This is a genomic window from Shewanella sp. M16 (assembly GCF_018224605.1).
In the GTDB taxonomy this organism is placed as follows: Bacteria; Pseudomonadota; Gammaproteobacteria; order Enterobacterales; family Shewanellaceae; genus Shewanella; species Shewanella oncorhynchi.
In genome coordinates this window covers 1-24,846 of sequence record NZ_JAGTUL010000044.1, presented here as the reverse complement: position 1 = coordinate 24,846, position 24,846 = coordinate 1, and the positions used below count along the sequence as shown (strand labels likewise).

The 24,846-nt window shown below is 39.7% G+C and carries 22 protein-coding genes; 19 read left to right on the top strand and 3 right to left on the bottom strand.

What is annotated here, in order from left to right:
* The first annotated feature begins 270 nt into the window (after positions 1–270).
* Positions 271–813 carry a hypothetical protein gene (locus tag KFE26_RS20480; RefSeq protein WP_212601563.1) on the top strand — a complete coding sequence of 181 codons (543 nt, stop codon included), beginning with the start codon at positions 271–273 and terminating at the stop codon, positions 811–813.
* On the opposite strand, the gene KFE26_RS20475 is transcribed toward KFE26_RS20480, so the two are convergent.
* Positions 801–1,895 carry a site-specific integrase gene (locus KFE26_RS20475; RefSeq protein ID WP_212601562.1) on the bottom strand — a complete coding sequence of 365 codons (1,095 nt, stop codon included), beginning with the start codon at positions 1,893–1,895 and terminating at the stop codon, positions 801–803. The two genes, KFE26_RS20480 and KFE26_RS20475, sit on opposite strands and share 13 nt — an antisense overlap.
* Positions 1,892–2,224 (bottom strand): hypothetical protein, encoded by a 333-nt coding sequence (locus KFE26_RS20470; RefSeq protein ID WP_212601561.1) that lies wholly within the window; start codon positions 2,222–2,224, stop codon positions 1,892–1,894. Before KFE26_RS20470 ends, KFE26_RS20475 begins: the two co-directional genes overlap by 4 nt.
* A gap of 666 nt (positions 2,225–2,890) precedes the next feature.
* Here KFE26_RS20470 and KFE26_RS20465 point away from each other — a divergent pair.
* The 5 genes from KFE26_RS20465 (at position 2,891) to KFE26_RS20445 (ending at position 6,995) form a co-directional block, all read left to right on the top strand.
* Entirely contained in the window at positions 2,891–3,292 is a 402-nt protein-coding gene (locus KFE26_RS20465; RefSeq protein ID WP_212601560.1) for a hypothetical protein, read from the top strand.
* Positions 3,289–4,959, top strand: coding sequence for a DEAD/DEAH box helicase (locus KFE26_RS20460; RefSeq protein WP_212601559.1), 1,671 nt, complete (start codon positions 3,289–3,291; stop codon positions 4,957–4,959). The genes KFE26_RS20465 and KFE26_RS20460 overlap by 4 nt, the downstream gene beginning before the upstream one ends.
* Before the next feature lie 312 nt (positions 4,960–5,271).
* Positions 5,272–5,862, top strand: a complete 591-nt coding sequence (locus KFE26_RS20455) for a hypothetical protein (RefSeq protein WP_212601558.1) — start codon at positions 5,272–5,274, stop codon at positions 5,860–5,862.
* A 62-nt stretch (positions 5,863–5,924) separates the two neighbouring features.
* Positions 5,925–6,422: a hypothetical protein gene (locus KFE26_RS20450; RefSeq protein ID WP_212601557.1), complete on the top strand. Its 498-nt coding sequence runs from the start codon at positions 5,925–5,927 to the stop codon at positions 6,420–6,422.
* Between the two features lie 183 nt (positions 6,423–6,605).
* The gene (locus KFE26_RS20445) at positions 6,606–6,995 is read left to right on the top strand and encodes a hypothetical protein (protein ID WP_212601556.1); all 390 of its coding nucleotides are present in this window, start codon (positions 6,606–6,608) and stop codon (positions 6,993–6,995) included.
* A gap of 69 nt (positions 6,996–7,064) precedes the next feature.
* On the opposite strand, the gene KFE26_RS20440 is transcribed toward KFE26_RS20445, so the two are convergent.
* Entirely contained in the window at positions 7,065–8,543 is a 1,479-nt protein-coding gene (locus KFE26_RS20440) for a hypothetical protein (RefSeq protein ID WP_212601555.1), read from the bottom strand.
* Positions 8,544–8,713: 170 nt separating this feature from the next.
* Between KFE26_RS20440 and KFE26_RS20435 the strand changes: the two genes are divergently transcribed.
* The 13 genes from KFE26_RS20435 to KFE26_RS20375 all read left to right on the top strand — a co-directional run bounded on the left by KFE26_RS20435 (position 8,714) and on the right by KFE26_RS20375 (position 24,640).
* Positions 8,714–9,481, top strand: coding sequence for a hypothetical protein (locus KFE26_RS20435; RefSeq protein WP_212601554.1), 768 nt, complete (start codon positions 8,714–8,716; stop codon positions 9,479–9,481).
* 1 nt (position 9,482) lies between these two features.
* Positions 9,483–10,298 carry a hypothetical protein gene (locus KFE26_RS20430; protein ID WP_212601553.1) on the top strand — a complete coding sequence of 272 codons (816 nt, stop codon included), beginning with the start codon at positions 9,483–9,485 and terminating at the stop codon, positions 10,296–10,298.
* Positions 10,298–11,848, top strand: coding sequence for a hypothetical protein (locus tag KFE26_RS20425; protein ID WP_212601552.1), 1,551 nt, complete (start codon positions 10,298–10,300; stop codon positions 11,846–11,848). The genes KFE26_RS20430 and KFE26_RS20425 overlap by 1 nt, the downstream gene beginning before the upstream one ends.
* Positions 11,849–11,860: 12 nt before the next feature.
* Complete coding sequence (locus KFE26_RS20420) at positions 11,861–13,084, top strand: hypothetical protein (RefSeq protein ID WP_212601551.1); 1,224 nt, start codon at positions 11,861–11,863, stop codon at positions 13,082–13,084.
* A gap of 15 nt (positions 13,085–13,099) precedes the next feature.
* Entirely contained in the window at positions 13,100–13,852 is a 753-nt protein-coding gene (locus tag KFE26_RS20415) for a hypothetical protein (RefSeq protein ID WP_212601550.1), read from the top strand.
* Between the two features lie 8 nt (positions 13,853–13,860).
* Entirely contained in the window at positions 13,861–15,486 is a 1,626-nt protein-coding gene (locus tag KFE26_RS20410; protein WP_212601549.1) for a GspE/PulE family protein, read from the top strand.
* 16 nt (positions 15,487–15,502) lie between these two features.
* Positions 15,503–16,621 (top strand): hypothetical protein, encoded by a 1,119-nt coding sequence (locus tag KFE26_RS20405; RefSeq protein ID WP_212601548.1) that lies wholly within the window; start codon positions 15,503–15,505, stop codon positions 16,619–16,621.
* Between the two features lie 143 nt (positions 16,622–16,764).
* Complete coding sequence (locus KFE26_RS20400) at positions 16,765–17,187, top strand: type II secretion system protein (protein WP_212601547.1); 423 nt, start codon at positions 16,765–16,767, stop codon at positions 17,185–17,187.
* 95 nt (positions 17,188–17,282) lie between these two features.
* The gene (locus KFE26_RS20395) at positions 17,283–17,834 is read left to right on the top strand and encodes a hypothetical protein (RefSeq protein ID WP_212601546.1); all 552 of its coding nucleotides are present in this window, start codon (positions 17,283–17,285) and stop codon (positions 17,832–17,834) included.
* Between the two features lie 112 nt (positions 17,835–17,946).
* Positions 17,947–20,730, top strand: a complete 2,784-nt coding sequence (locus tag KFE26_RS20390; protein WP_212601545.1) for a hypothetical protein — start codon at positions 17,947–17,949, stop codon at positions 20,728–20,730.
* Between the two features lie 56 nt (positions 20,731–20,786).
* A complete protein-coding gene (locus tag KFE26_RS20385; protein ID WP_212601544.1) occupies positions 20,787–21,977 on the top strand; it encodes an SVAGG family GlyGly-CTERM protein in 1,191 nt (396 codons plus the stop codon).
* Positions 21,978–22,366: 389 nt separating this feature from the next.
* On the top strand, positions 22,367–24,034 hold the full coding sequence (locus tag KFE26_RS20380) for a PcfJ domain-containing protein (RefSeq protein ID WP_212601543.1): 1,668 nt from the start codon (positions 22,367–22,369) through the stop codon (positions 24,032–24,034).
* Between the two features lie 3 nt (positions 24,035–24,037).
* Positions 24,038–24,640 (top strand): hypothetical protein, encoded by a 603-nt coding sequence (locus tag KFE26_RS20375; RefSeq protein WP_212601542.1) that lies wholly within the window; start codon positions 24,038–24,040, stop codon positions 24,638–24,640.
* Positions 24,641–24,846 lie beyond the last annotated feature (206 nt).

The window sequence follows — 24,846 nt, the reverse complement described above, 5'->3', positions numbered from 1 at the left end:
TCCCTGATGCAAAAGGCATGATTTATATTGTTTTTTTCTTGATGTGATATTTTTTTGCACTCCATACGTTCAGTCATAATGATTAAAGTGTCTATACATTTAGCCTTTCTCATATGTCGTACATAATGTCTAACATCTTCCTCTACATGTTCAAACGAAAATAATTCAAAGATCATTGTATACCTACATCAAAGATACGTTGTTCAGAAAGAAAATATCATTACAAAAAGCTTCATAATACTCAATCATTTAATTCAATTTGAGGTGTTTATGTGGAGCAATGGGCAGCACTCTCTTTTGCGCAAGCATGATAGAGTGGTGGCAGAAAAGAATATTATTAATAAGTTACTTATTGATAATAAACAACCAAGATATTTGCTTTTCTACCAAGCAGGTCTTTTTACATACAAAATCAACGCGCCGATTTATTTAAAGAAACATATTTTTCACTTATTGAAAGAGACTCATGACATTTTTCATTGTCATGAGATTAAAGCGTTTATTTATGGTTCCTGGGGATTTGCTCTTTACGGTCCAAACGCTGAAAGAACAGTAACTGGTACGTGGCCCGAGAAGCCTGAATTTATGAAAGTCATTTTGCTAGTTGGCGATGCAGATGAGTTGGTGATAGATTTTTTAGATGAATCAGGGCTTCTGTGGAGTGACGTCATTCAACAGACTATGACAATTTCAAAAATTGATGGTACTACAGTAAAATCGAGAGAGTTCAAGCAATTTGGCATTGACCTCGATCACTGTAATATTTTCAAAGTATTCAAAAAAATAAAGCGTTTCATGTTCTACCTAAGATAAGTATTTGTGATGCTTACTCTCATATGTCCCATTTCTTGGGAGACAATTTGTTTCGCTAATCTCACTTTCACTCCATTAGAAAGTAAAACCGTCATTCGAGCTTGGGCATAACTATGGCGAAATCCGTGAGCCCCAAGTGAAAAACCAAGTTCATTTTTTGATGCCAACGTGAAACGACTGGATAAAGCATTTCCACCCAGTAAATTATAACGTTGCCTATAAATGACTTTCCGATCTCTGACCTTCTGAGGTTTTTGAAATCTAAGCTTTTCTAGGCGTTCAGCTAGAGGCTTTGATATGACAACTTCCCGAGTAAGTCCACCTTTTCCAGTGACCAAATATTTAACCCCGTTTTCACGTAACAAATGACGTTCTTTGATCCAATCCCTTTGGTTCGTGACGGGTTTACCTTCTCCAACTCTACGTAATGTAAACATTTCGTGAACCCGCAAGCCTGAATCTCTCATGAGTAATATTGCTAATCTTTCCCGCTCTTTCTCAAAGCTATTTGCTATTTCTCTGACTTGATTGTCTGTATAAGCCCGAGAAATGTCTTTGAGACGACGAGGACTATCACCAGGTCTTGAAGGACTGTTTCTTTTATTTCCCACTCCGGCTTTACTAGGTACTTCATTCTTATTGCTGCGCTTACCTAACGGTGTATTAGGATTACCTGACTTTGCTGCCATGAACTTAAAAGCCAACTTCATCCATTTATCGATTTGCTTAGGATCTTTCCCCATTTTTTGCAGATCTTGGTAACAAGGTAATTTACGTCCAAGAAATCGTTCAAGTGCAACCCTGTCACGACTAAGTGTTTTATCCGAAAGATCTGCCTTTACACGCAAAATTAAGTATTCAATGGAATTTTTGATATCAATTTCTTTGAGTCTTCTAACGCCCATTTCATCAGCAATTTTAGCTAATGCAGTGACGTTCTCATTCCATGTTCTGACGGAGTGAATACCTGCACTTGTGCCGTCTGACCGTTTTGTGTCAGCGCGGCTGTGGCCCCAAGCTTGTTGACTCTTCAGTGCTCTTGCAGCTTGTGAACGTAACTTTGAAATATTGGTTTGTTTCATTCACTACTCCCAACGTCACCCCAATACTTGTCATCGGTTTGACTTTGATTGAACATTTCAACTTCATTTTTAATCGCAAGATAAAAATGTCTAACATTTCCTTTGGTTGTTTTCATCCGATGATGTTTCCAAAGATATATTTTTATCAACTCGAAGCTTGCAGCTTGCCCATCTCTCAAAATGAAAATTTCGTCTGCATAACGGCTCAATTTCGATTTAAACGGATTCTTTTTTCTTTTCTTTAATCGCTGCAGTGCGATCAATCGATCTCTAACGATGTCGCAAATATCTGCATTGATCTGGTTATTGTTTGTGCGATCGTTTAGCAATTTATCGATCCCGTTTGACTGGAAATAATGAGTTAAATTGTACAATGAAATCTGAACAATGAAAACGCTAGAGAGGGCGAGACCATGCGCTCTAGGTGAAATTTATAATTTCACCTAGAGCGCAAGGCGCGGGGGTTTAACAGGGGAGTGCTCGTGATGCGGAGAACCCCCGCGCCGTTGTCTCGCCCGAGTGGAAAATAACAGCAAAAAAAGAGGAAAAGAGGGCTCGCCGCGCACCTACGCCGAGTCCCGAGGTGTAGGTTGAAGCGGCGGTTGGAGGCAAAATTGATAATAGTGCTCGTGATGCGGAACATTTGCCGACTTCATTTAAATGGGGGGACGCCGGACGAACGTAGTGAGGGGGGAGGGCTGGCGGGGGGATTTTCCCCCCAGGAAGGGAGTGGGCATACCTGGATTTTTTTGCAATGCAAATTTTCAGGGGGTAAAGATCAAGCAGATCTATTTTTTACGCCCATTGATCTCGAACACTCGGAGATCTTTTTCCTTCGAAAACGAGCAAAGTTTTTTGCAATGCAAAAAAATGGAAAGAGGTATTTTTGCTTACTTGCTGAAAAATCAGATCCTTTTAATCCTTGGTATTATCTCATTTAGCCTATTTTAACCACTATTAAAATTGATGAATGTTAGCTGCTATGAGGAAAAATTATGACTGGAAAAACTGCATTTAATCAAGAAAGTGAATTAGATAGTTTGCTCAATCAATTGCATTTTTTGGCTAGTCGTTCACGACTGAATGCTGTTGTTGAAAAACAGGCTCAGTCAGAATTTGAATCAGCATTAATTAATAGTGACTTCACATATGAACGTGAGTACAGATTGTCTGATGGTGATATCGTCGATTTTGTGTTGCAAGCAAGCACCGGATTAATTGCCGTGGAGCTGAAGCTTAAGGCTAAAAGAATGTCTATTTTTCGTCAATTAAGTCGCTATGCAACACATGAAAAAGTCATTGCTGTCGTGTTGTTGACAGGGACTGCTATGAACTTACCTCCACTCATCAAAAACAAGCCTGCTGCAGTAATCTCTATTGGTGAGGCATGGTTATGAATCGTACTTATGGCCAGCTGACGCTTAATGGAAATAAGTGGCTGTTGCAGTGCGTACCGCCCCATGTTGCTATAAGACTAAAGCAATTGTTTCCTAGAGTTCCGAAGCATCAAATCGGGTCATTTGAATTTCCAAATGATAAACAGCATTGCGCAGATTTATCTTGGTTTCTACAACGTTATCCAATGGAGATGCCAAAAGCGCAAAGCGATATGCTTGAGTCTGGTCGCCAAGCATTCGTTGCTGAACAGTCGTTCATGGAAGATATTTTGCGGCCTGATTACTTACCATCTGTGCTTAATGGATTAAAAGACGGGCAGAAAATACGGCAATACCAAGGACAAGCGATCGACTTAATATTAGCTCGTCGTGCGTTATTGCTTGGCGATGACGTAGGTTTGGGGAAAACCTATACAGCTGCAGGTTTATGTCTTCACCCGCAAGCATTACCTGCTGCTGTCGTCATGCAGACGCATTTGCAAACTCAATGGCAAGAGAAGATAGAAAGCTTCACCCATTTGAAAGTTCATAAAATAAAGGGCACTAAACCTTATAATCTTCCTGCTGCTGATGTCTATTTATTTAAATACAGCCAACTTCTTGGTTGGATTGATACTTTTGGGGATGGTTTCTTCAAAACTGTTATTTTTGATGAAATACAAGAATTGCGTAGAGGGACGGATAGTGGAAAGGGGCAGGCTGCAAAGGTTTTAGCCGATGCTGCTATCTATAAACTTGGATTATCAGCCACCCCAATTTATAACTATGGTGCTGAAATTTGGAATATTATTCAATTTTTAGATGATCTTGCCCTGGGGAGTCTGTATGACTTCCTCCGAGAGTGGTGTATCGACGATAGGCGTGTAAAAGATCCTGATGCATTGGGTTCGTATCTTCGTGAGCAAAACCTAATGTTACGCCGAACAAAACGTGATGTTGGTCAACAAATGCCCCCTATAAATACCATAGTTGAACATATTGAAGCCGATCAGAAAGCGCTCAAATCAGTTGAGGAATTAGCTAAACATCTGGCTATCAAAGCGACAACGGGAGACTTCTATAGCCGTGGACAAGCAGGACGCGAACTTGATTTGATGATGAGGCATACTACAGGAGTATCTAAAGCACTTGGCGTTGCTCGTTATATACGCATCTTACTTGAGAATGATATTCCAGTATTATTGATGGGCTGGCATCGTGACGTATATTGCATTTGGTTAGATGAACTCGCTGACTTAAACCCTGCTATGTACACAGGCTCAGAAAGTGAGAAACAAAAGAATGACGCAGTGCGCCGCTTTGTTTCTGGAGAAACGAATTTATTCATAATGTCACTACGCAGTGGTGCCGGACTTGATGGTTTGCAATCTCGTTGTTCAACAGTTGTTTTTGGTGAGCTTGATTGGTCCCCAAAAGTGCATGAGCAAATAATTGGGCGTCTTAACCGCGAAGGACAGCAAGAACAAATCACGGCTATTTATCTCAATACAAATGAGGGTTCTGATCCTCCGATGGTCGAAGTGCTTGGTATTAAGCAGTTTCAATCAACTGGGATCATAGATCCTGGTAAACAGCTTGAAACCAAGTTTAGTGATAAAAGTCGAATCCAAGCGTTAGCGGAGCAGTTTTTAAGTAAGAGGCCAAAAGAGTTTGATTTGGTGGTTTAACGTCTAAAATTTTTGCAATGCAAAAATATTGTTTTTATCTATCAGATGTTCTGAATAGCAAAAACGCATTTTTTTTATGTAATATTTGCTTTGAAGTGATTTAACTTAGTGAATGGTACTTCTACCCAAGAGTCCACTTTTGACCTAAATATTGAGATCACAGCCCATTTTTAGCGATGTCTAAATTTGGGCTTTTTTTTGCAATGCAAAAAAGTATTATTCTGAAAAGTTGGAGCTAATATAGAACTGTTACTATTTATTGGTGCTTTAACTTAGTTGTATTCCTCCCAAAATATGAACTTGGAGATTAAAATGTTAAATGAACAATATAAAAAAGCGCTTTATGGCTTCAAGGTGCTCGGTAATGGAGGTAATGGATCTAATTTATTTGAAGCTTGCGAAGCTGAAACTCAGCACATCTATCGTATCCTCATGACTGAAAAAGTATCAGTCGAAGAAATTGATGAAGCTGCGCTAGAGAAGTTTCTTACTCAAGAAATGGAAGGAAAAGCTGATTATTCGAAACAAGTTGATCGGGTTGGGTTACAATTTGTTAACCTTGAAAAGGATGTCGAAATTTATCCTTGCGTTGGGAGTGTGTATTTTGAAACTATATACAGTCAAATGCATCGTTTATCTTCACTAGAAGCAAAAGCTATACTTGTCCAGTTGAAAATTATGGGGCAGTTAAGCTTGATAACGGACACTATGCAAGGTTTATCTAAAAAGCAAGATGGAACAAAGTTGCAAACTGCTTTGCTTCGTCTGAGTGATGTAAAGGTATGTATTAGTCATGGTCTAATATTACCTCCAGATTTAGTTGAAAAAATTAATTTTTGGGAAGATCTGAATTGCTCGGTAATCATTTTTGATTTTGAAGAGCTTAATAATTATCTAATGTGAGTATGAAGTGTTGTGATATAGTCATTGCGAAATTATTGGTTTACAAATAGAGGTTATGGCCGATGAATAAATGTTTACTTATATCTTTTTTAGCACTTACGTCTGCAAGCTTTTCAGCATTTTCAAACAATAATGATTTTTATCTTTCAATTGATGTGCTCGATATCCAGAAGAAAAGCTTGTCAGTGCCAATGACAATACTAGCTTCTGAGCCAGCCGGATACCTCAGTCATTTAGACAGCATTACATATCCTGTAAAGGAGTGCTCTTCGGGTAACGGAAAATCTACCGAACTGTTTCACGGTAAAGAGTTTAAACGTGGCTATTTGATTGAATATAGCTCTGGCCTTCCAGAAAAGAATTTTAAGCTGACAGAGTATTTAATTGATGATCAAAAGTATTCATCATACGATTTTAAAAAGGAATGTTTTGCTAACCAGGTTGTACAGTTAGTCAAAGTACATTCATTTAAGGTAAATTTACTGAAACCTACATCTGAAGTACTTAAGTTAGATAGTGGTGGAGAACTGCGCTTAAGGGTGGATCATATCAAACAGTGATTTTTACGTTAAAGCATTAGGCCCCTTTGAAAGGGGCTTTTTCATTCATCGGTTTTCAAAACTATTTTTGCAATGCAAATTTCCTATAGGAAATATGGTGGTTGAATTTTAGTCTTATACCTTCCAAACTAATCTTGAAACCTAACAGTCCATTTGACTACAAATTAAGATGAGGAAAATATCATGGCTAATAACAAACCTAATGCATGTATCAAAGTTGCGTCTAAAGCTAAAGCTGGTTCTTCTGACCGTTTTTATACAGAAGTGGGTTCAGTATGGATCGATCCAGTTGCTAAAAGTGCATCTGTGAAATTAGTGCCTAATGTCACTATTTCAGAGGGATTACTGTTAATGACGACGAAAGATACGCCTGTACCACTTGCAGGTCGACTAAATATCGTTGTTACAGAAGTCATTGGTAAAGATGAAAAAGGTAAGGATAAGCTCAAGTTTCATACAGTTGGTAGTGCTTTCCAAACAGAGAAAGGAAACTATTCTCTTGTGTTACCTGAAGGCTTAAGCTTGGTTGGTGGGTTCTATCTCTACGAAGAGAAAGAGAAAACTACTAAGTAATCTTAAATAGTAAAAAATAAAAAACCTGCACATTGCAGGTTTTTTGTTTTCAGCAGAATACTTAGATTCTTAGGCTTTTATTACAGGCTTAGTCGAGTTTTCTTTATCCCAAACTTGTTGCCATACCTTTTTCCATACAACAAAATGAAACCAACGCTGGATGTGTTCTAGTAATTCTTTATTGTCAGGATATTCGAACAGAGAAACCCAATTTTCTGGTGCACCTTCTTCAAATAAGTTTCCGAAGATTTTGATATCGCCGTTCCCATTTTTTGAAATAGGAATAATGGTTGTTTTTTCCACGCCTTTTTGTTTATGTGTATCATAGGCGTAGTTAACATAAATTTCATCGTTATCAGTATTTGCCCATCCTAAATTAACATTTACATTGTAGTATTCGATAGGAGTACCACTGATCTCTTTTGTCACGAATTGCCGTGATAAAGTCGGATTTACTTCTTTTCGCCCAACTACTTGGATCTTTGGTGATAAGCCGATTGCGCTCGTTAATATGTACCATCCCTGTGGGGAAATATGTCGATTTTTAATAAGCTTGTATATGCTTGTTTTTCTATCTTTTTCTTCTTTAGTAGTAGCGTTAGTTAATGTTTCAAGTTCTTCCAATAACTCAGTGATGCTATCAGATGCCTTTGATGATGCCCAATAACGCAAAGCTGACGGCATTTCCCATACAACATCAGCTAAGTCTGCGGTAGTTGCACCTAACCATCGTTTAAAACGGATAAGTTCAATTGGGTCAGGAACTTGATAGTCGGGATGATAAATTGAAAGCATACACTGAGGCCGCAAAAATATTTCTGGCTTTAATGTGTAAAAATCATGAAGACGCCATGCCATCGGCCAAACTTCTTCTTTTAAAAAGTCATTAATGGCAGCACTTAATTCATTTTCTTCATCTGACTCGATGCACCAAGGGCATTCGTCTTTTCTAAACTTCGAACCGATTTTAATAGCGTTAAGATCACTATCAACTGAAAATTGTGCATCGAATGTAAGTAAAGGTTTACCATCGTTCTCAAATATATTTTGAGTTTCCATGTAAATGTTAATTTTACCACTCTGATAGTCAATTCTTGCTGCAAGTGTAAATGGGTTCGTTGTGATGGAATAGATTTTTTCTGTAGTTGTGTTGGGTTCAACTCTGCGTAACGATGGTGGCGGCAATAATCCTAAAATAATCAATAGATACTGGAATACGGCAGGGCGAATTAATTTATCACCTGTATCTTTTTCTATACCTTGTTGTTTATAAGGACTCGTCCAGCGTAGCACCGTATTAGCTCTTTTATCTTTCATACCTAAGAGGTCAGATAGTTCTTGAGTGTTCAGTCCTGACCATCTGATGAGACTTGCAAGCTGGTAACTATTCGGCGCTATTTGATCTTTATGGTGTGGTGGTAAAAGGTTTTGTGGTCGCAGTTGCGCAAGCATTGGATTAGCTAAAGGACCCGAGATTTTTTCGATTGCGCTGTTTCTGCTTTGCTTGTCGGCGCGGTTAATGAAGGGATTTGCTGCTTTATGTGCCATTTATAGGCTCCTTAATTGTGTATTGTTCGTACCAATGGGTATGCATCAATCATATTTTTTATTAACTCTTTTAACAAGCCCTATTAAATGAGTTTTCATTAATTCCGAAAGAAAATTTATTTAATCGCTCAGTTATCCTATGCCCATTGTTTAGTTATTGGGTTGGTATCGTGCGTTATCAAAAATTTTTAGTCGCTTGCTTACTCGCATCCTGTGGCGGCTGTGTTTCATCACCGTCACCACTCTCTGCAGAAATGCTCAGGCCCGTGATTGTAATGAAATACACGTTACCGATGCAGACGGCAACCAACAACATGCCAGCTCTTCGTGATGCGATTGGCGTGTCTTCTGTGGGGGGCTATGCGCCGGAAGATAGGCAAGTTGTGATTGTTAGTAATATCGGTCCATCAGGGCCGGATATCGCAATGGAACGCGCCAAGTCTGGTGCGATGTTAGCTTTAACGGCGGGTGAAGTTGATCCTCGGATGTATGTCAGAAATCACTTTTCTAATTGGCAAGCTGATTCTCTTGAAGTTTATGTTATTCCTAAAAATTTATGGGGGGATAGCGCGTATAACGCGATTGTGACTTCTGAGTCTGTTTCTGTGACTGCGCTTGGTGGGGTTCTTAAAGCGGAGGTGGCTAGACTGGGGTTAGATCAAGTCATGGAACGGCGGCTTGATGTTGCTAATGGTCTGCTTTTAGACAGCCTCAGATCTACGTTAATTAGCGTTGGCTGGAATTTAGAAAGCTACAAAGTACCACCTGTAGCAAAGGTCAGTGCATTCACTCTCGGTGTTGTGTTAGGTGATAGCGGAGAGGCTTCACAAGAAGAAGCAATGGAAATTGCTCGTTCAATTATTCAAATGTCGTCTCATTCAAATCTCACGATAAAAAGTGATCTCAGAAGAAAAGTTATCGAAATTTATGGGGTTTAATATGAAAAAAATGGCCATCTTGTTGGCATTTCCAATGTTTATGGTGTCTGCTCAGTCACCAAACAATGTGATTATTGGGATAGAAAAACCTCGCGGTGTAAATCGAGTTTCGAATCATGCCCAAGTAGATCAGATTGTCTCTACGCAAGAAGAAAGTGTTCAGTTAGGTACTGTTGATACACCAATTACTCGTTTTAGTGAGCCCAGCCCGTTTGTTGAAGAAAAAAAGAAGGAAGGGATTCTCACTGATCTTGATTATTTTTATCCTCCAGCCAATTTAGAGCCTTCTAAACCATCGGCTCAAGCTACCGTGGAACCTGTGTCTGCAGTGTCGGCTAAGAATGAATCCCAAAGTGGTTTTTCATTTAATGATTCTGTGACTGACAATACCAAATCATTGCCTCCTATTACTCAGCCGTCAGTGCCTGTTGTTGCTCCAATTACACCCACTATCACTGAACCCAAACAACATTCTTTATACGGAACATCTCTTGAATATTTAATCGTGCCTAGAGATACGGACCGAGTATATGTGTCACCAGATGACGGGCGGGTACATTTCCATGCTGAAACAGGTTCGCTTAAAAGTAACGTCGAAGCCTTACTTGCTGCTACTAACACGGCAATGCCTTTGGTTTGGGAAGTTTCTGAACAGCACTTCAATCCGACAGATATTTGGATGACTGGAGATACTGTTTTAGATGTTCTCGATCAATTATTACTGTCTTACAACGAACCTCATCCAATAAAAACAAGGGCTTGGGTTAATCGCATCGTAGAAGTTTATTACGATACTAAGAATAGAAGAGGGATGTAATGAAGATTAATTTTTTTGCAATGCAAATATTGCTCGCTTTCTCTGTGTCATCGATCGCTGGATGTTCAATACATCAAAAAATTCAAGAAGACAAAAATGCGGTTGCTGCAGTGAAGCAAGAAGTGACTGAGAAAACGAATTTTTCTTCTAAATATCAACGAGTGACTGTTGCTGAAGGCTTTTATGTGCCGCCCCTTAGTCGCCAAGATGCTGTTATGCCGGATTGGTATTTTACTAAGGTTGATTCGTCGTTTTTGGAATTGCCATTTTCACTTGTCATTAATGATTTACTCAGGGGATTACCTGTTACGCCTAAATTTTATGAGTTAACTGATACTGACAAAAATCAGTTGATGACCATGAGTTTGCAAGGCGTGAAACTCGGGGATGCGCTGCATTCACTTGCGAAAACGGCTGGTTATGCGTTGGCCATTGAAGGTGACGCAGTGACATTCTCAAAGTATGAAGAAAGAACTTTTGCTATTGCGGGTTTACCAGGTGAGGCCAGTGGTCAAATTGGTAATGATGGTGAAATGACAATGGCCAATTCATCGAATACTACGAATCAAAGTGGTACAGCTTCCATCGATGCTGGTAATAAACAATATAGTTCGCTGTCATTGAAAGAAAAGTCTCTGATTACAGACTTAGAAAATGCATTAAAAAACATTAAATCAGAGGATGGGAAGGTATCAGTTTCACCTTTGACGATGACTGTATTCGTTAAAGACAGGCCCAGTGTCGTAGCATCCATTGAGCGCATCATTAATGAGTTTAATGATGAGATCACCAAAGGCATTAGCTTTGATATTGTGCTGCTCGATGTCATTTATTCTTCTAATCAGCGTCAGGCTTTTGATATGTCGATGGCTGCTAATTTGTTTAATGGCAAAGCATTACTTAAATCTAATAACTCATCGCCGTTTATTTCAGGTTCCGGTGCAACCCCTGCACCTTCTCAGTTTGACATTGAGATCGTGGGAGGTGACTTCAGTGGCACACAATTATTCATTGATGCGCTGAAAAAGCAGGGCGATATTAGCCGTAAGTTTCAAGTGCCAGTCCAGATCAGCAATGGTACTCAAATGAAAGTAATGTCTGTAGATTCAACGATGTATATTGCTGAACAATACGGTAACAATGCGACGACAGGCGGCGTTTTGACTGGCGGCGGTGCTCGCCAGGATAATTTACAAACTGGACAGATTTTTAACGTATTTGGTCGGGCGATTGGCGATGACATTATGTTTAAAATCAACGTGTCTGTCTCTGCAAAGCTTGATATCAAGATTAAAGAATCAAAAGAATCTGGCTTGTATCTAGAGTCGCCAGAAACAACGGCAATGATTTTTGACCAATCAATGATCCTTGAAAATGGGGTGACTCGGGTTGTTACTGGTATTAATGCGGAAACGATTAACGTTTCAGACAGTAATGCAGGTTATGACATTCTCGGCTTTGCCAGAACGTCAGAAACTGTGAAGAAAGAAACTATCATGCTCGTTACTGCGAAAATCACTCGTGGCTTAAAGTCCCCACGCAGAAAATAAGGGGATGCATATATGATTGAGAGATTTCCGCTCGTTGTTGAGTGTCAAAGAGACCGGATTGGAAAAAGCCCAACGAAAGCTGCTCTTAAACGTGTAGAAGATAAGGTGTCTGCAGATAAAGCATTTAAATCCATAGTAAAGACAAATGGTATTTATTGGTTAATTTCTGCGGCTTCAACTGGAATACCACTCGTAGAGTCGGTGGTCAAGTTGAAAGGTGATTCTGGGCCTTTTGCCGTAATTCATAAAGTATCTGAATCAACAGGTAGTTATGTATTGGCTCTTTATCATTCGCCAGAAAAAGTGCTTGAAATTCGATTTCAAAATCTTGAGTCGCTTCATGTGGCTTTAATCAACAAATTGTTAGAACAAACTCAGGGCGGGGGGGAGAAACAGCTTTTTATTATTGATAAATGTATTGTGCTGCCAGCTGAATTTAATGCAGTACGTAAAGACATTTCGTCGGTTGAACTAAATCGTTTTAAAGAGTTGTTATTAACTCAACATATAAAATTACCGATGACACTGAGTACTTATGTACTTATCAGCATGGGGATCATTATTAGCGTATTTGTTATCGCCTATTTTTTAATGTCCGAAAAAAATAAAGTCGAGGCTAAGGTGGTGGCTGATGTATATGGAGAATTTCGAACAGGCTTAACTCTTCGAGGTTCGCCCAAGGCATTTGCTGTGCAGTTTTATAAAGACATCGCTTTTACGCAAATGGTGCTCGGTTGGAATGCTGAAACGGTAAATGTAGAAGGTGAAACCGTGGCTATTGAGTTTAGTAAATCCGGCGATACTGGACGAACTATTGATTTAGTATCTATCGCAGGTAACACCGGAAGAACAGTTGCAAATATTGGCAGGGAAAGAGTGGCGGTTATATCTCAACATATGCCATTACCTGCATTATCGGAAGCTGTTCAGTTATCGATAGAGTCATTACAAGGGTATTTGATCCAAGCGTTTGACGATTGGGCATCGACTCCAGAAACTCAAGTCTTATTTGGTGAAATTACTGACAAAAACCAATATGACATTCAGAGCATGGATGTAGTGGTTGCCGGATATTACGGAGATGATTTCGATACGTTAGGCACGCTACTCAATGGACTGCCGATCGTATTTGAAAGAGCAACATTAACGTTTAATGATGGTTCGCTTTCTGGAAAGCTGAGTTTTTCGATTTATGGCTGCCAACAGAAAAAAATTGATTCCGGTATTTGCAAATAAGTAAGGCTCCTGACTATGAATTTAAAAATTAGTAAATTGAAGTTGAAGTGGTGGCACTGGGTTTTACTCGTGTTGGTTTTAATCGTATTGGTTGATCGGATCACTGCAGACACGATTGACCCAAGTGAAATGAAAGACGTTGTGGTCAAGAATGGGAAAGTGGTTGAAGGTGCCAGTGCTAGCGTAGCAAACACTACATCCAGAGTGCTAACGTCAAATCAATCGCAAGGCTCACCTTTAGCGCCGAGAATGGTCAGTGTGCCTTCATACGATACTCGGTTAATGGCTGCGAGCATCATTAATGAAGCTGTGGACCAGGATGCAGCGGCAATATTCATTTCTTTACAGCAAACTCGTCGTAATGCGCGTTTGCAAGCTGAAATTGCAAAACTGCAAACGCAGATCAAAGAAAGTGAAGCTGCATTTGCTGAAGCAGAAGCCAAACGTAAAGACGTAGACGGAGGTAAATTACCGCCATTGAGATCACGCGATATGAGTACTGTTGGCTATGATCCCCAAACTGGAAACAGTTTTAATACTCCTGATGTTGATGACGGAAGCAGTAAAAAAATTAGGAAAGATAGCTTAAGACTCAAAGCTGTAAATACACAAACAAATGAAATGAGTTTTCAAATCAGCGATACGTGGTACACAGGTGTTAAGCCAGGGCAAACGATTGATGGCTTTTTAGTGGGTAGCTTAGATGGCCAACTCAAGTGTGTGCCGCTGACTAAATCTGATTCGACTATTGTACTTTGTTTAAACTAGGTCATTTTATGAAAAATTCAATGGTAGATATATTTGACCAATATGATCAACAACGTCATGGTGAGATTGAGGTTTTTGACGGTGGTATATCACTCGCTCATTTGCTTGAAAACCTCAGTGAAAAATTTGGATATTGTGTACCATCAAAAAACGGTTACTTGCTAATTGATGAAACGGTGATTAATAAAGATGAAGATATTTTAAAAAATCTTTTCGCCGTTCTTTCTGATTTGTCTCGGGTGACGGGCAAATCAGACTTTAATCCAATAAAAGCTAATCGTGCGTTTGTTTATGAGTCGTATGAAAAAGCACTGGAATTACTCAATAAAGCCGAACGTCATTCAAAAAATGATGATGACAATGCCAGCATTGCAGAACAAATCCTCAATTTAGTCATCAAAGAAGCCATTAAACGAGACGCCGCTGATATCCATATTAAGATCACGGATGATACTCAGGCGAAGATATTTTTTAGAGTGGACGGGGTTATCGACACTACGCCATTAATTCGATCTAAAGCTGATGCTATTGCGATGATCGGCCACCTTTTTGACTACTCTGGGCATGATAATACTGAAAGTTCATTTCACCCAGGAAAGAATAATTCGACGTCAATTCATAAAGATATTGAACAAGATTCTGCAATGAAACGAGTGGAATTGCGTGTTGAATACCGTAGCCAAACAAAAGATGATAAGGCGTGTATTATTCGTTTACTCGCGGGTACAGATAAGTATAAAACCCTTGAGTCTGCTGGCGTAAAGCCTGATTTTGCGCTCGTGCTACGCAAATTTATTTGTCAAAGTTTCGGGATCATTCTTATCTCCGGTCCAACGGGGGCGGGTAAATCGACATTGCTCAACTGCGTTATTGCAGAAAAACCTAAAAACCGAGTGCTGCATTCTGTTGAGAACCCAATTGAGGCTCGGCATTCGGACCCGTTAGTTTTTCAGGGGTTGATGTCTGATGATGTCACTCAAGATATTGTAAGATTCCTCCGTTATGATCCTGATATTGGCGCGATATCCGAAATGAGATTGGGTGATGAAGTGAAAGCTGCTATGGCGTTATCACGAACAGGCCATCTCATCTTGTCATCTATTCATGCTACAGATGCGATTTCTGTTATTGATCGCTTGTGCGATATGGGAGTCACGCGGTCTGAACTTGCCGAACGTAATCTGTTGCGGATGTTGACTGGGCAGCGTTTAGTGCCGTTGTTATGCAATCAATGTAAAATCCAACGTGAAAAAAATGGCACAAACAATAAAGACTGGGCAGATAAGTTTGAGCTGGTCAAGCGTGTCGCGAGTCCAGAAGCCGTAGTTAAGTTAAATAATTTTGCATTGCAAATTTGTTTTGAATCAGAAAACGGCTGTGAAGCCTGTGAGCATACTGGGCGTAAAGGCCGTCAGAGTGTTTATGAGTACGTCGTCATCGATGACGAAGCACGGCAATTTATTCGCGAAAATAATTCACTCGCATGGGTAAAATCTCTCAAGTCCCGAGGCTGGAAAAGTATGGCAGATCATACATGGGAATTAATTAAAAACGGTCAAGTTGATCCTGAAGTTGCTGATGCTGAAGTGCCGGATGTGTTAGTGGCTTCTGACCATTGGGTTTATAACGAATAACAATCAAGGCTGTTTTATGTTCGAATTTATTTCAGGAAGTAAATTATCTCGGCGGCAACAAATAGACTTCATTTTGTTGTGGGCTAAACTGAAGCGTACCAAAATATCAGATAGAAGTATTTTGGAAGCGTTGAACCAGGATTATATTAATGTGTATGGTCCTGATTGTATTCAATCGCAATTCTGTATTAGTGCTCAACATTCGCTACGTGCTTGGGCCGATGGTCGTGGTGGGTTTGATCAGGCAATGGGGGGCTGGTTTGATGATGATATTATCGTAATCGTGTCAGCGGTAATTGCCTCGGATGATAGTCAACATGCTATTCAGAAATTATTTACTCAATTGACCCAATGGGATGTCATAAAACAAAAAATCATTATGAGTGTTTTTTTTAATACCCTTTTTTTATTGTTTGTTGCCTCAGTTTTCATTGGCTTGACATTTGGTTCTGTGATTGTCAAAGAAAATATGGATATAGCGAATCATCAAATTGAGGGCATTGGATTATTTTTCATTGAATGTAATGCATTTTTTACATCATATTATTTACTAATTCTTGCGTTTATCATTTTGCTTGTTACAAGCTGGGCGTGGACCATGTTCTTTTATGTCGGCGAACATCGCAATACGTTGGATAATCATATGCCATTTTTTGGGTTTTATCGTGCTAATGAAGCCTCGCGTTTTTTCCTAATATTGTCCCTGTTAGTGACTTCTGGCCAACGTTCACTTAGAGATGCTTTAGATAGTTTAATTGAATCAAATTTGTGCAGTTTATACATACAATCACACATACAAGAAATGCTTTATCGACTTGAGCATCAAGGGCTTGATGTTAATCAAAGCGGTAATCGTTCGGCTACATTTGATAAAATTGATACCGGCCTTTTACCCCCTATGCTGCGTATGCAACTGCTAGCAATGCAAAGGCAAAAAAGCGTTGCTCATCAATCTGAAGTCCTAACGATAATCGCCGACAACTTAGTTGAAGATGGTGGTGAGTATCTGGTCAAAAAGGTCACTGTTTTAGGTAAAGTCATCACGTATTCGTCACTGTTTTTTGTGATGATCTGCATCGTACTCTTTTTAGATTATATCTACAGCATTATGTCGCTGGCCAAAGATGGTTTTTAAGGTGATGCCTATCTAAGCCTCGATGACAAATCGGTGTCTTGTGCTTAGTTTTCTTCACTCATCAGTCTGAAAGAAACGGCCTTTTATTATTGAGTTATTCTGTACACTCTGAACCCATTTGTAATTTGTAAGAAGGTATTGTAATGAAAAAAGGTAAAGGTTTTACATTAATAGAATTATTAGTAGTGTTGGCGGTTGTTGGTATTTTATCAATATTAGCCATGCCTCGAATTTCTGAAACTTGGAGCGAAATCAAGCTAGACAAAATGTATGAACAGGTTTCGGCGATCGTTAAGGCGTCCCATGATTCGCACGGCAATAAGGCATCGTATGCAGGGCTTAATATGACTGCTATTAAAGATATCGTTGGAACTAAAATAGGGGACGGTGTTGGGAAAAATCCGTGGGGGGGGAACTATACTGTTGCACCAGGTTCTCCGGCTACAAACATAGTTGTGACGGTGACTGCAGTACCTACAATCCTTGGTACAAAAGCAGCTCTCAAATATGATGACGCAACGTATGCGACCGCTTCTGGCACTTTAACGATAACGTTCGCGCCGTAATTGTGTTTTTCAACGAACATGCAGTTAAGCCCCTTCCAACCAGAAGGGGTTTTTTTTCAAGAAATCACTAGGAATCACTAGGGGGCACTATGTTGATGTCTAAGAGTCGTGGGATTGGATTGGTATTACTATTGGCCCTGTTGAGTATTGCGACCTACGTTGTCATTCGCGCATCTACGCATATGTTGCATACCTCGGCGATAAATAAGGGGAAAGTATTGGCAGAAGAGACGCTGATGATTGTGGATGCGTGGTCAAGAACAGTTGATTATCGATGTGTACGTCAAGATTTATCCTCCATACTCGTAACTGACCTACCCATTCCCAATGTGATACGTCCAAAAATCCCGAGTTTTTTTGCATTGCAAATTTTACCGCCACCGACACCGCAATTAATTATCACTGTCAACATACAAAACGATAAAAGCAAACAGAGTTACTTGTTAGCAATCAAGAAGCTCTCAGATGCCTCTAAGTTAGCGCCTGTCATTTCAATCACTCAAAATGGAACAGGAATATTAGTTAAAGCTATTCGAGGTAATGGGGCATTATCGACAGCTGTTTATGGGCCTCAATCTAACTTTAATGCGACGATATCTTCTTTATTGTTGGGAGGTAGCGGCCAATATGGATTTTCAGGCTGTTAAATTTGATAAAGTTTGAACATAAATTGTCCATAGGAAATAACGAGATTTGTTTTTTTATTTTTTAGCGGATAATTGGATTTAATTTTAATGGTTGTTTAGGTAAGTAGGCATTATGCAAAAAAATAAATTTGCCATTGCATTAGTCTCAGCGATGTTTGCTGTTTCTTCACCTTATTCATTTGCTGAGTCGATTGAATATTCGATGGTTCAGCAACGGTACGAAAAAATTAATGCTGGCGTTGCATTGGTGGACAGTGTGCGCTCTGCATTATTGTCTTCGTACTCTAAAAATAATGCATGGCCCGTGAATCCATCAAGATTAGTAACAGATCAGTTTATTGGCACCATTACTGCGCCGTGGGGAAGTGCCGCTGCAGGGGTTGTTGCTGCCGGAGGTAATTCATACACGTTAACGCTGGCAACGCCAGATCCGTTAGTGGCTCAAGGTATTGCTTCAAAACTCGGGGCGGTTGCCGTGGGAAACTCGGTTCAGTTGATTATACCTGTCCCTGCTGCAGCATCTATTGCAGATAGCATGTTGAGTCGAGTAGCAGTACCAGGACAACCGGATCGAAATAAAATGTTTACCGACATTGACATGAACAGTCGAGCGTTGAGTAATGTGGGTAAAATTGACGTAGTGCTGATCAATGCACAGCAAAGCAATGTTGGTAGTCTGACTGTAGAAACGGCGCTTGATGTGAAACCTGATGCCACATTTAGACGTAATGTGACGATTGCAGGTGATCAAAGTGTGGCGGGAAAAAGTACTTCGGCTCAACTTGAGTCTAATTACATCAAGATCAATGGCGGGGCAGATCTACTCGGTCCGGTCAATGTCACTGGTGATGTCAATTCATCCAGTGTGATTGCATCTCGCGATGTTGTTGCAGGGCAATCAGTCAGGGGTGCTAGCGGTCAATTTAATACGCTGATTGTAAATACTGCGGTGCAAGCTGATTCCGCTTTATTGAATAAAGCGGAAATTACCAGTCTCACTGCTGGCAATGCCAACGTCACGGGCCTATTTAAAGCGCTTGGCCCATCGGAGTTTGTACAAGATGCGTTGTTTCGTGGCTCTGTTATGGTCAACGGTGCATTAACGGTTGGTGGTATTGCATCTGCTTTGGATATCCGCGAAAGCGGTATTTTGCTTAGGGATAAATACTTAGGCATTGGTGCAAAGGCGGCTGATGCCGACAAGTTAGATGGGCTCGATTCAACCGCTTTTGCACAGCGTGGCACTGCAAACACGTTCACAGGTGTTAACACCTACACTCAAGCTTTGAAAGCTGATGGTGGTTTAACTGTGGATGGTAAAAATGTGGTCTCTGCCGATGGTACAACGCTCTATGAAAATGGCACAGCGTTATCAAGTAAATACTTGGGTATCAATGCAAAGGCGGCGAGTGCCGTTACTGCTGACACGGCAGTCAATGCGACCAATGCAGCAAATGCCGCGAATGCGGATAAATTAGATGGACTCGATTCAACCGCTTTTGCGCAGCGGGGGGCCGCAAATACTTTTACAGGCTCTAATAGTTTTACACAGACTGTAATTGCTAACGGTGGTTTATCTGCAGGTGGGAAAACGGTTATATCTGCAGACGGTTCTACGCTCTATGAAAATGGCACAGCGTTATCGAGTAAATACTTGGGTATCAATGCAAAGGCGGCGAGTGCTGTTACTGCTGACACGGCTCTCAATGCGACCAATGCAGCAAATGCCGCGAATGCGGATAAATTAGATGGACTAGATTCGACCGCTTTTGCACAGCGGGGAGCTGCAAATACATTTACGGGGATTAACACTTTTACTCAAGCTATTAGGGCTGATGGTGGGATCTCTGCAGGTGGTAAAACGGTAGTTTCTGCCGATGGTTCAACACTCTATGAAAACGGCGTGGCATTATCTTCAAAATACCTGGGCAAAAATGAGACGGCTCAAGATGCCCATAAGTTGGGCGGCGTTGCAGCTGCAAGTTATGCCCGTACTGATATTGATGAAGTCTTTGACCGCACAGTGACGTTCACTGGCCGTGCATATGCGCGTAATGGTCTGCATGTTCAAAATGACTGGGTAAGAGTTGACGGCCAAAACGGATTGTATTTTGAATCCTACGGCGGCGGTTGGCATATGACTGATTCGTCGACGTTACGGGCCTATGGCGGTAAATCCATTTTTACCACTGGCGCTATGTACGAATATGGCACTGAGTTGAGCCAGCGATATCTTGGAAAAAATGACAAGGCTGTAAGTGCTACTACAGCGGATAATGCCGATAAATTAGGAAATGTCCTTGCTGCAAATTATGCGCGTAAAGATGTCGCCAATTCGTTTAACGGATTACAAACATTCAATGGTGGTATACGTTCTGTTGGTTCTTCTGTGCTCGATGCTGTAACCGTTAATAATAACCTGACCGTAAACGGGGATTTATTATTTAAAGATGCCACTGGCACCACAAGAACGATGAAAGACACCTACAGCAAAGTGACATCTTTAGAAACGTGGAAAACGGCATGTCAGCGTGATATGACAAGCCCTGCTTGTGGAATGTCTCTACCTGAAAATACTGGAGGCGGGACTCAGGTCGTTTGGAATGGTACGGCAAAGTCAGTGCCCAATACATGGGGTGCAGGACTTTATAGTGTAATAGCCTCTACCCCCAAAGGAGTTATGTCTGGCTCAGTAAGTACATCAGAGGCTCCAACGTTACTTTATGAAGAAATCCTATGGGATACTGAAAATGGTTGTGCTAGTTGTAAGGTTGGAACTCAAGGGTTTTACGTACAAGTAAAAAATAATAATTTTAGAGCTTATTTAGCAAGCGGCTCCTGTAATTCTGATGGCTGTAGGTCATTTTATAATTTAAATGCAATTACAAAATTCTAATTAACAAAACCTGCCCTTTGGCATTAAAATACACACAACTTAAATGGGATAATATTATGATTAAATTAGCAAAGTCTGTAATGATTGGCTCTGTGGTGTTGTTCGCTCAGGTCACACAAGCTGAAGAAATCGACATTTTGGTACTTGTCGAGCCTTCTGTGATCCAATCTATGGGAAAAGAGCCTTTTTCTCAGATGCTTGAGTCACAAATTGCCTACAGTAACAAAGAGTTTAAAGATTTCAACGTGCAGTACAATGTAAGTGCTGTTGTTGATTGGAATGATAGTGTTGGCGAAGCGGTTACTTTGGGTGATTCTTATTACAAAGCTGGCGGGCATATTTTTTATTCTTTGGGGGTTTCAAAGGAAAAATATGATGCTGATTTTGGTAATGACCCTTGGCTTAAAGGGAAATATTCACCGGAAATTAACGCTTTAGTTAATAAGTACCACGCTGATAAAGTCATGCTTTTTGTGCATACTCAAACTGATAATGTTATTGGCCGTGCTTTCGATAACATTGGCTTGATTGTCCATGCGCAATCAATGATGACTGCTCACAGTACTGTTGCGCATGAGCTAGGCCATACATTTGGTCTTGGTCATCCAAGCAATGACGTATGTGCGAACAGCAATTACTTAATGTGCCAGGGTAAAAGCAATGGCTCAGAGTTTGCGGTTGAAGAAGCTAGCAGAATAACTGGTGTTCTCAATCGAGATCCCGCTTATCTCTTAGATTACTACAACCAAGATTTTTGGGCTGGTGCTTATAGTCAACCAATGGAAATGTTAGCGACAGCGAAAGTTTCTGTTATTGATAACCCTGTACCAAACACGCTCAATAAAACTGAAGCTGTTGTTGAGTTATTGGATAGCCAAGGTGCGCCTTATGTGTTTGATAAAGATGTTTCTGTCGAACTTTTCACAAAGGGCGTATCTGCGACTGCTGGTACTCACTATGACACAGATGTCTATCAACGAGTGACGTTTGCTGCGGGTGAAACTGTTAAGCGTATTGATCTTCCGGTGACTCATGACTCAAAGGATGTTTCTTTGATTGTTGGGGTTCGCTATGGTGAAAATACTGCTGATTCAAACCAAGAAACTGTTGTTATCAAAGCTAAATCGTCTTCTGGCGGTGGTGATACTGGTAATGGTGGTGACTCTGGAGAGTCTGGTGGCGGTGGTTCTTTAGGGATTTGGGGAATTATCCTTCTACCATTAGCGTTTTTACGCAGAAAATTCTAAGCAATTTAGTCATTAACAAGAAAAGAGCACTTATAGTGCTCTTTTTTTTGCTCCAAACCAACGCAAGCAAAGTCATCGAACAACGCTTGAAAGGGTATGAAATCCTTTGTGAAAAAACTAAATTAATTAAACTCATGACCGAGTTTTTAGCGATAAATTTATTTGGCGCTTAACAAACTGGTCGGCGGGTTCGGGGGCAGCCCGAGATTTTGCAATGCAAAAATTCAATAGCTAAAAGAGCACAAGCAAATCTAATGTGACAAGCAGTGACAGCATAAGCCTTTAGTAATTCAATTTTCTGAAAAGAGGTTTTCCGATTATAACTGTTACTATTCTATAGAAATTTTGGTAACGGCTTAGTACCTTTGAACTTTGAATAGGTTTTTTCTATGGGAAATGATGCAGAAGGTGTTTGTGATAACGTACAATATAGTGAGGTGATTAATAACCTATTTATTGTTTCTGAGTGTAAAACTCCAATAAAGCTTACCCTAACAGGTGATGCAGGCTCTAAAATTATCAAGGTTGGAAATTGGGTTGCTCAAGACATTTTTTATAATTTAAATACTCCAGAATCTAACTTTCACTTAAAGTTGGTAGTGTTAAAAGCAAATGGCATTGATTTGAATCCTCTGTTAGAAGTGCTGAACGATACATTTACCATTTCCGAAAATGAAGATGTTAGAAAGCAACATTGGACTGATGCATTAATGGCTTTGCATAAAGCTATTGCTGCGAGCCTTGGTTCACGGTTTTATGCACAACTTCGCGCAGTATCTTGTCAAATTTGGATTGATCCGGTAAGAGAAAAACTAAACAAATACTGCTTATTTTGGAAAAACCCAAAAGAACCTTATTTTCATAAAGTAATGATCAGAAAGCTTTGGAATGTTCATGATCTTGTAGAAACCCTTGAGAAGGACAAATTGGAACACATTATAACTGTGTGTATATTTTTTGAATCAACGCCTCAAGAATTAAAAAAATTATTAGGGAAATCAATCTGGAAAATAATTTGCAGTAACAGAAAATCTTTTAATGAAAGTCTTGTGAAATGTTTACTTTACTATGGTGCGCATGAGCTAAAAGATATAGCGGCAATCCGGTGTTTAATGTTTTTTTTGCTATCAGTAAAAAAAACACTGGTAAAACAATGTTTATTCGATAAATTCAATAATTATGATTATGACGATCACTACGATGTTTTTTCACTAAATACGATGCTTGATAAAGACTATCAAGATCGAGTTCTTTGGTGCTCTCGTAATGGCGTTGTATCTAAAAGAAATCGAAATGTTTTTCAATTATCTGAGCTTTATCTAGATACAAAACAACTTTGTCACACGTTTGGATGGGTTTTTAAACCGTGGTCAATTCGGTCAATGATAGAACGTCTCAATCGACTCAATGATTTGGCAAGGGATGTTAGAATAAAAAAGGAACTGTTATTATCGAATTTTTATAATGCAAATTTGAATTGGTTAAATCAGTATGATTTTGCCATAAATAAATTTAGAGAAAATAATCCTGAAGTCCACGTTGAATTAATCAAGAGTTATGAGCGATTAGTGACAGAAAGTGAAGATATGCACCACTGTTTTGCCGATTATGTTTTTAGTATAATGAGAATGCAGTACGTAGTAATATCTTTGATCTGCAAAGAAAGTGGCTATCGTTCAACAGTCGTGTTTGCACGAAATATTGCTCATAAAAATAAAATTAATCAACACTATATTAAGTATAATGAACTTAATGACCTTGTAGAAAACAAAAAATTATCTTCGTGTATAACCGGACTTGAATACGGCTTGAATGTGTTTGAGCGTCACAATGCAATTTTGCATAATCCAGACGACACAGTTTTTAAGCAGAATAAATTGACTGTTGCTTTATCTTGTGATTCTTGCGGCCTATACTCTGAAAGTAGAGTAAAAAGCACCCAACTTTTGGGGCATAACTTGATTGCATGGTGCGTGTGTACAAACTGCAATTCAGAGGCAGAAGTTGGTTTAGATGAAATTGTAAACAATCAGATTGCTCTAATGGAGCCACGTTAAGACATGAGTGCAATAATGGGGAATGATAGTAGCAATTTATCAAATTATGAACATGATTTTGAGTTAAATATCGATGACCAAATAGAGTTATCTTTAGATATAGTAGAGAGCATGAGTAAGGAGGACTTGGTAAAAAACACTAAACGTTTCATTTATTTACAGCTTCAGGCAGAACATTTGATTAAAAGTATTTCCACACAGGATAGATACTGTATTGATGAATATTTAAACAATCCAGTCAGGGGTATTAGTCGTAATAATTCAACAAGCTTTATGCACGAAATACAATATCTCACTGAACTGGCCAAGCAATTTGCAAATATAGTCAAGTTAGAGCAAAAAGTGATGCCACAACTAGCGCTCGATGATCCTGGTGCATATGCTAAAACTCTTTCATACAGACGTAGTCATATTCCACCTGGAGTACATCTTAATCAATATACGGGCAATCTCCTTTCACATTTCTTAGCCGGAGACAGAAAAGCGTTTAACAGGGATCATAACCATTGGTTTGTGATTTGTGAGTCAGGCCAGTTAGAGTCATCAGAGGCCAGAGTTAGCATACCTTTGGATCGACTGACAATTTCTGACTATCATACAAAATAACTGATAATTTTTTTAGTTGGCGGGTTCGGGGGCAGCCCGAGATTTTGCAATGCAAAAATTCAATAGCTAAAAGAGCACAAGCAAATCTAATTATAGAATTTCCTCTCAACCATTCCGCGCTAGTTTAGACATTTAATTTATGTAGAATGGGTGATGTAAATGTATAGGCCCATTGGCTACAAATTAAGGAATTTAAATATGAATAT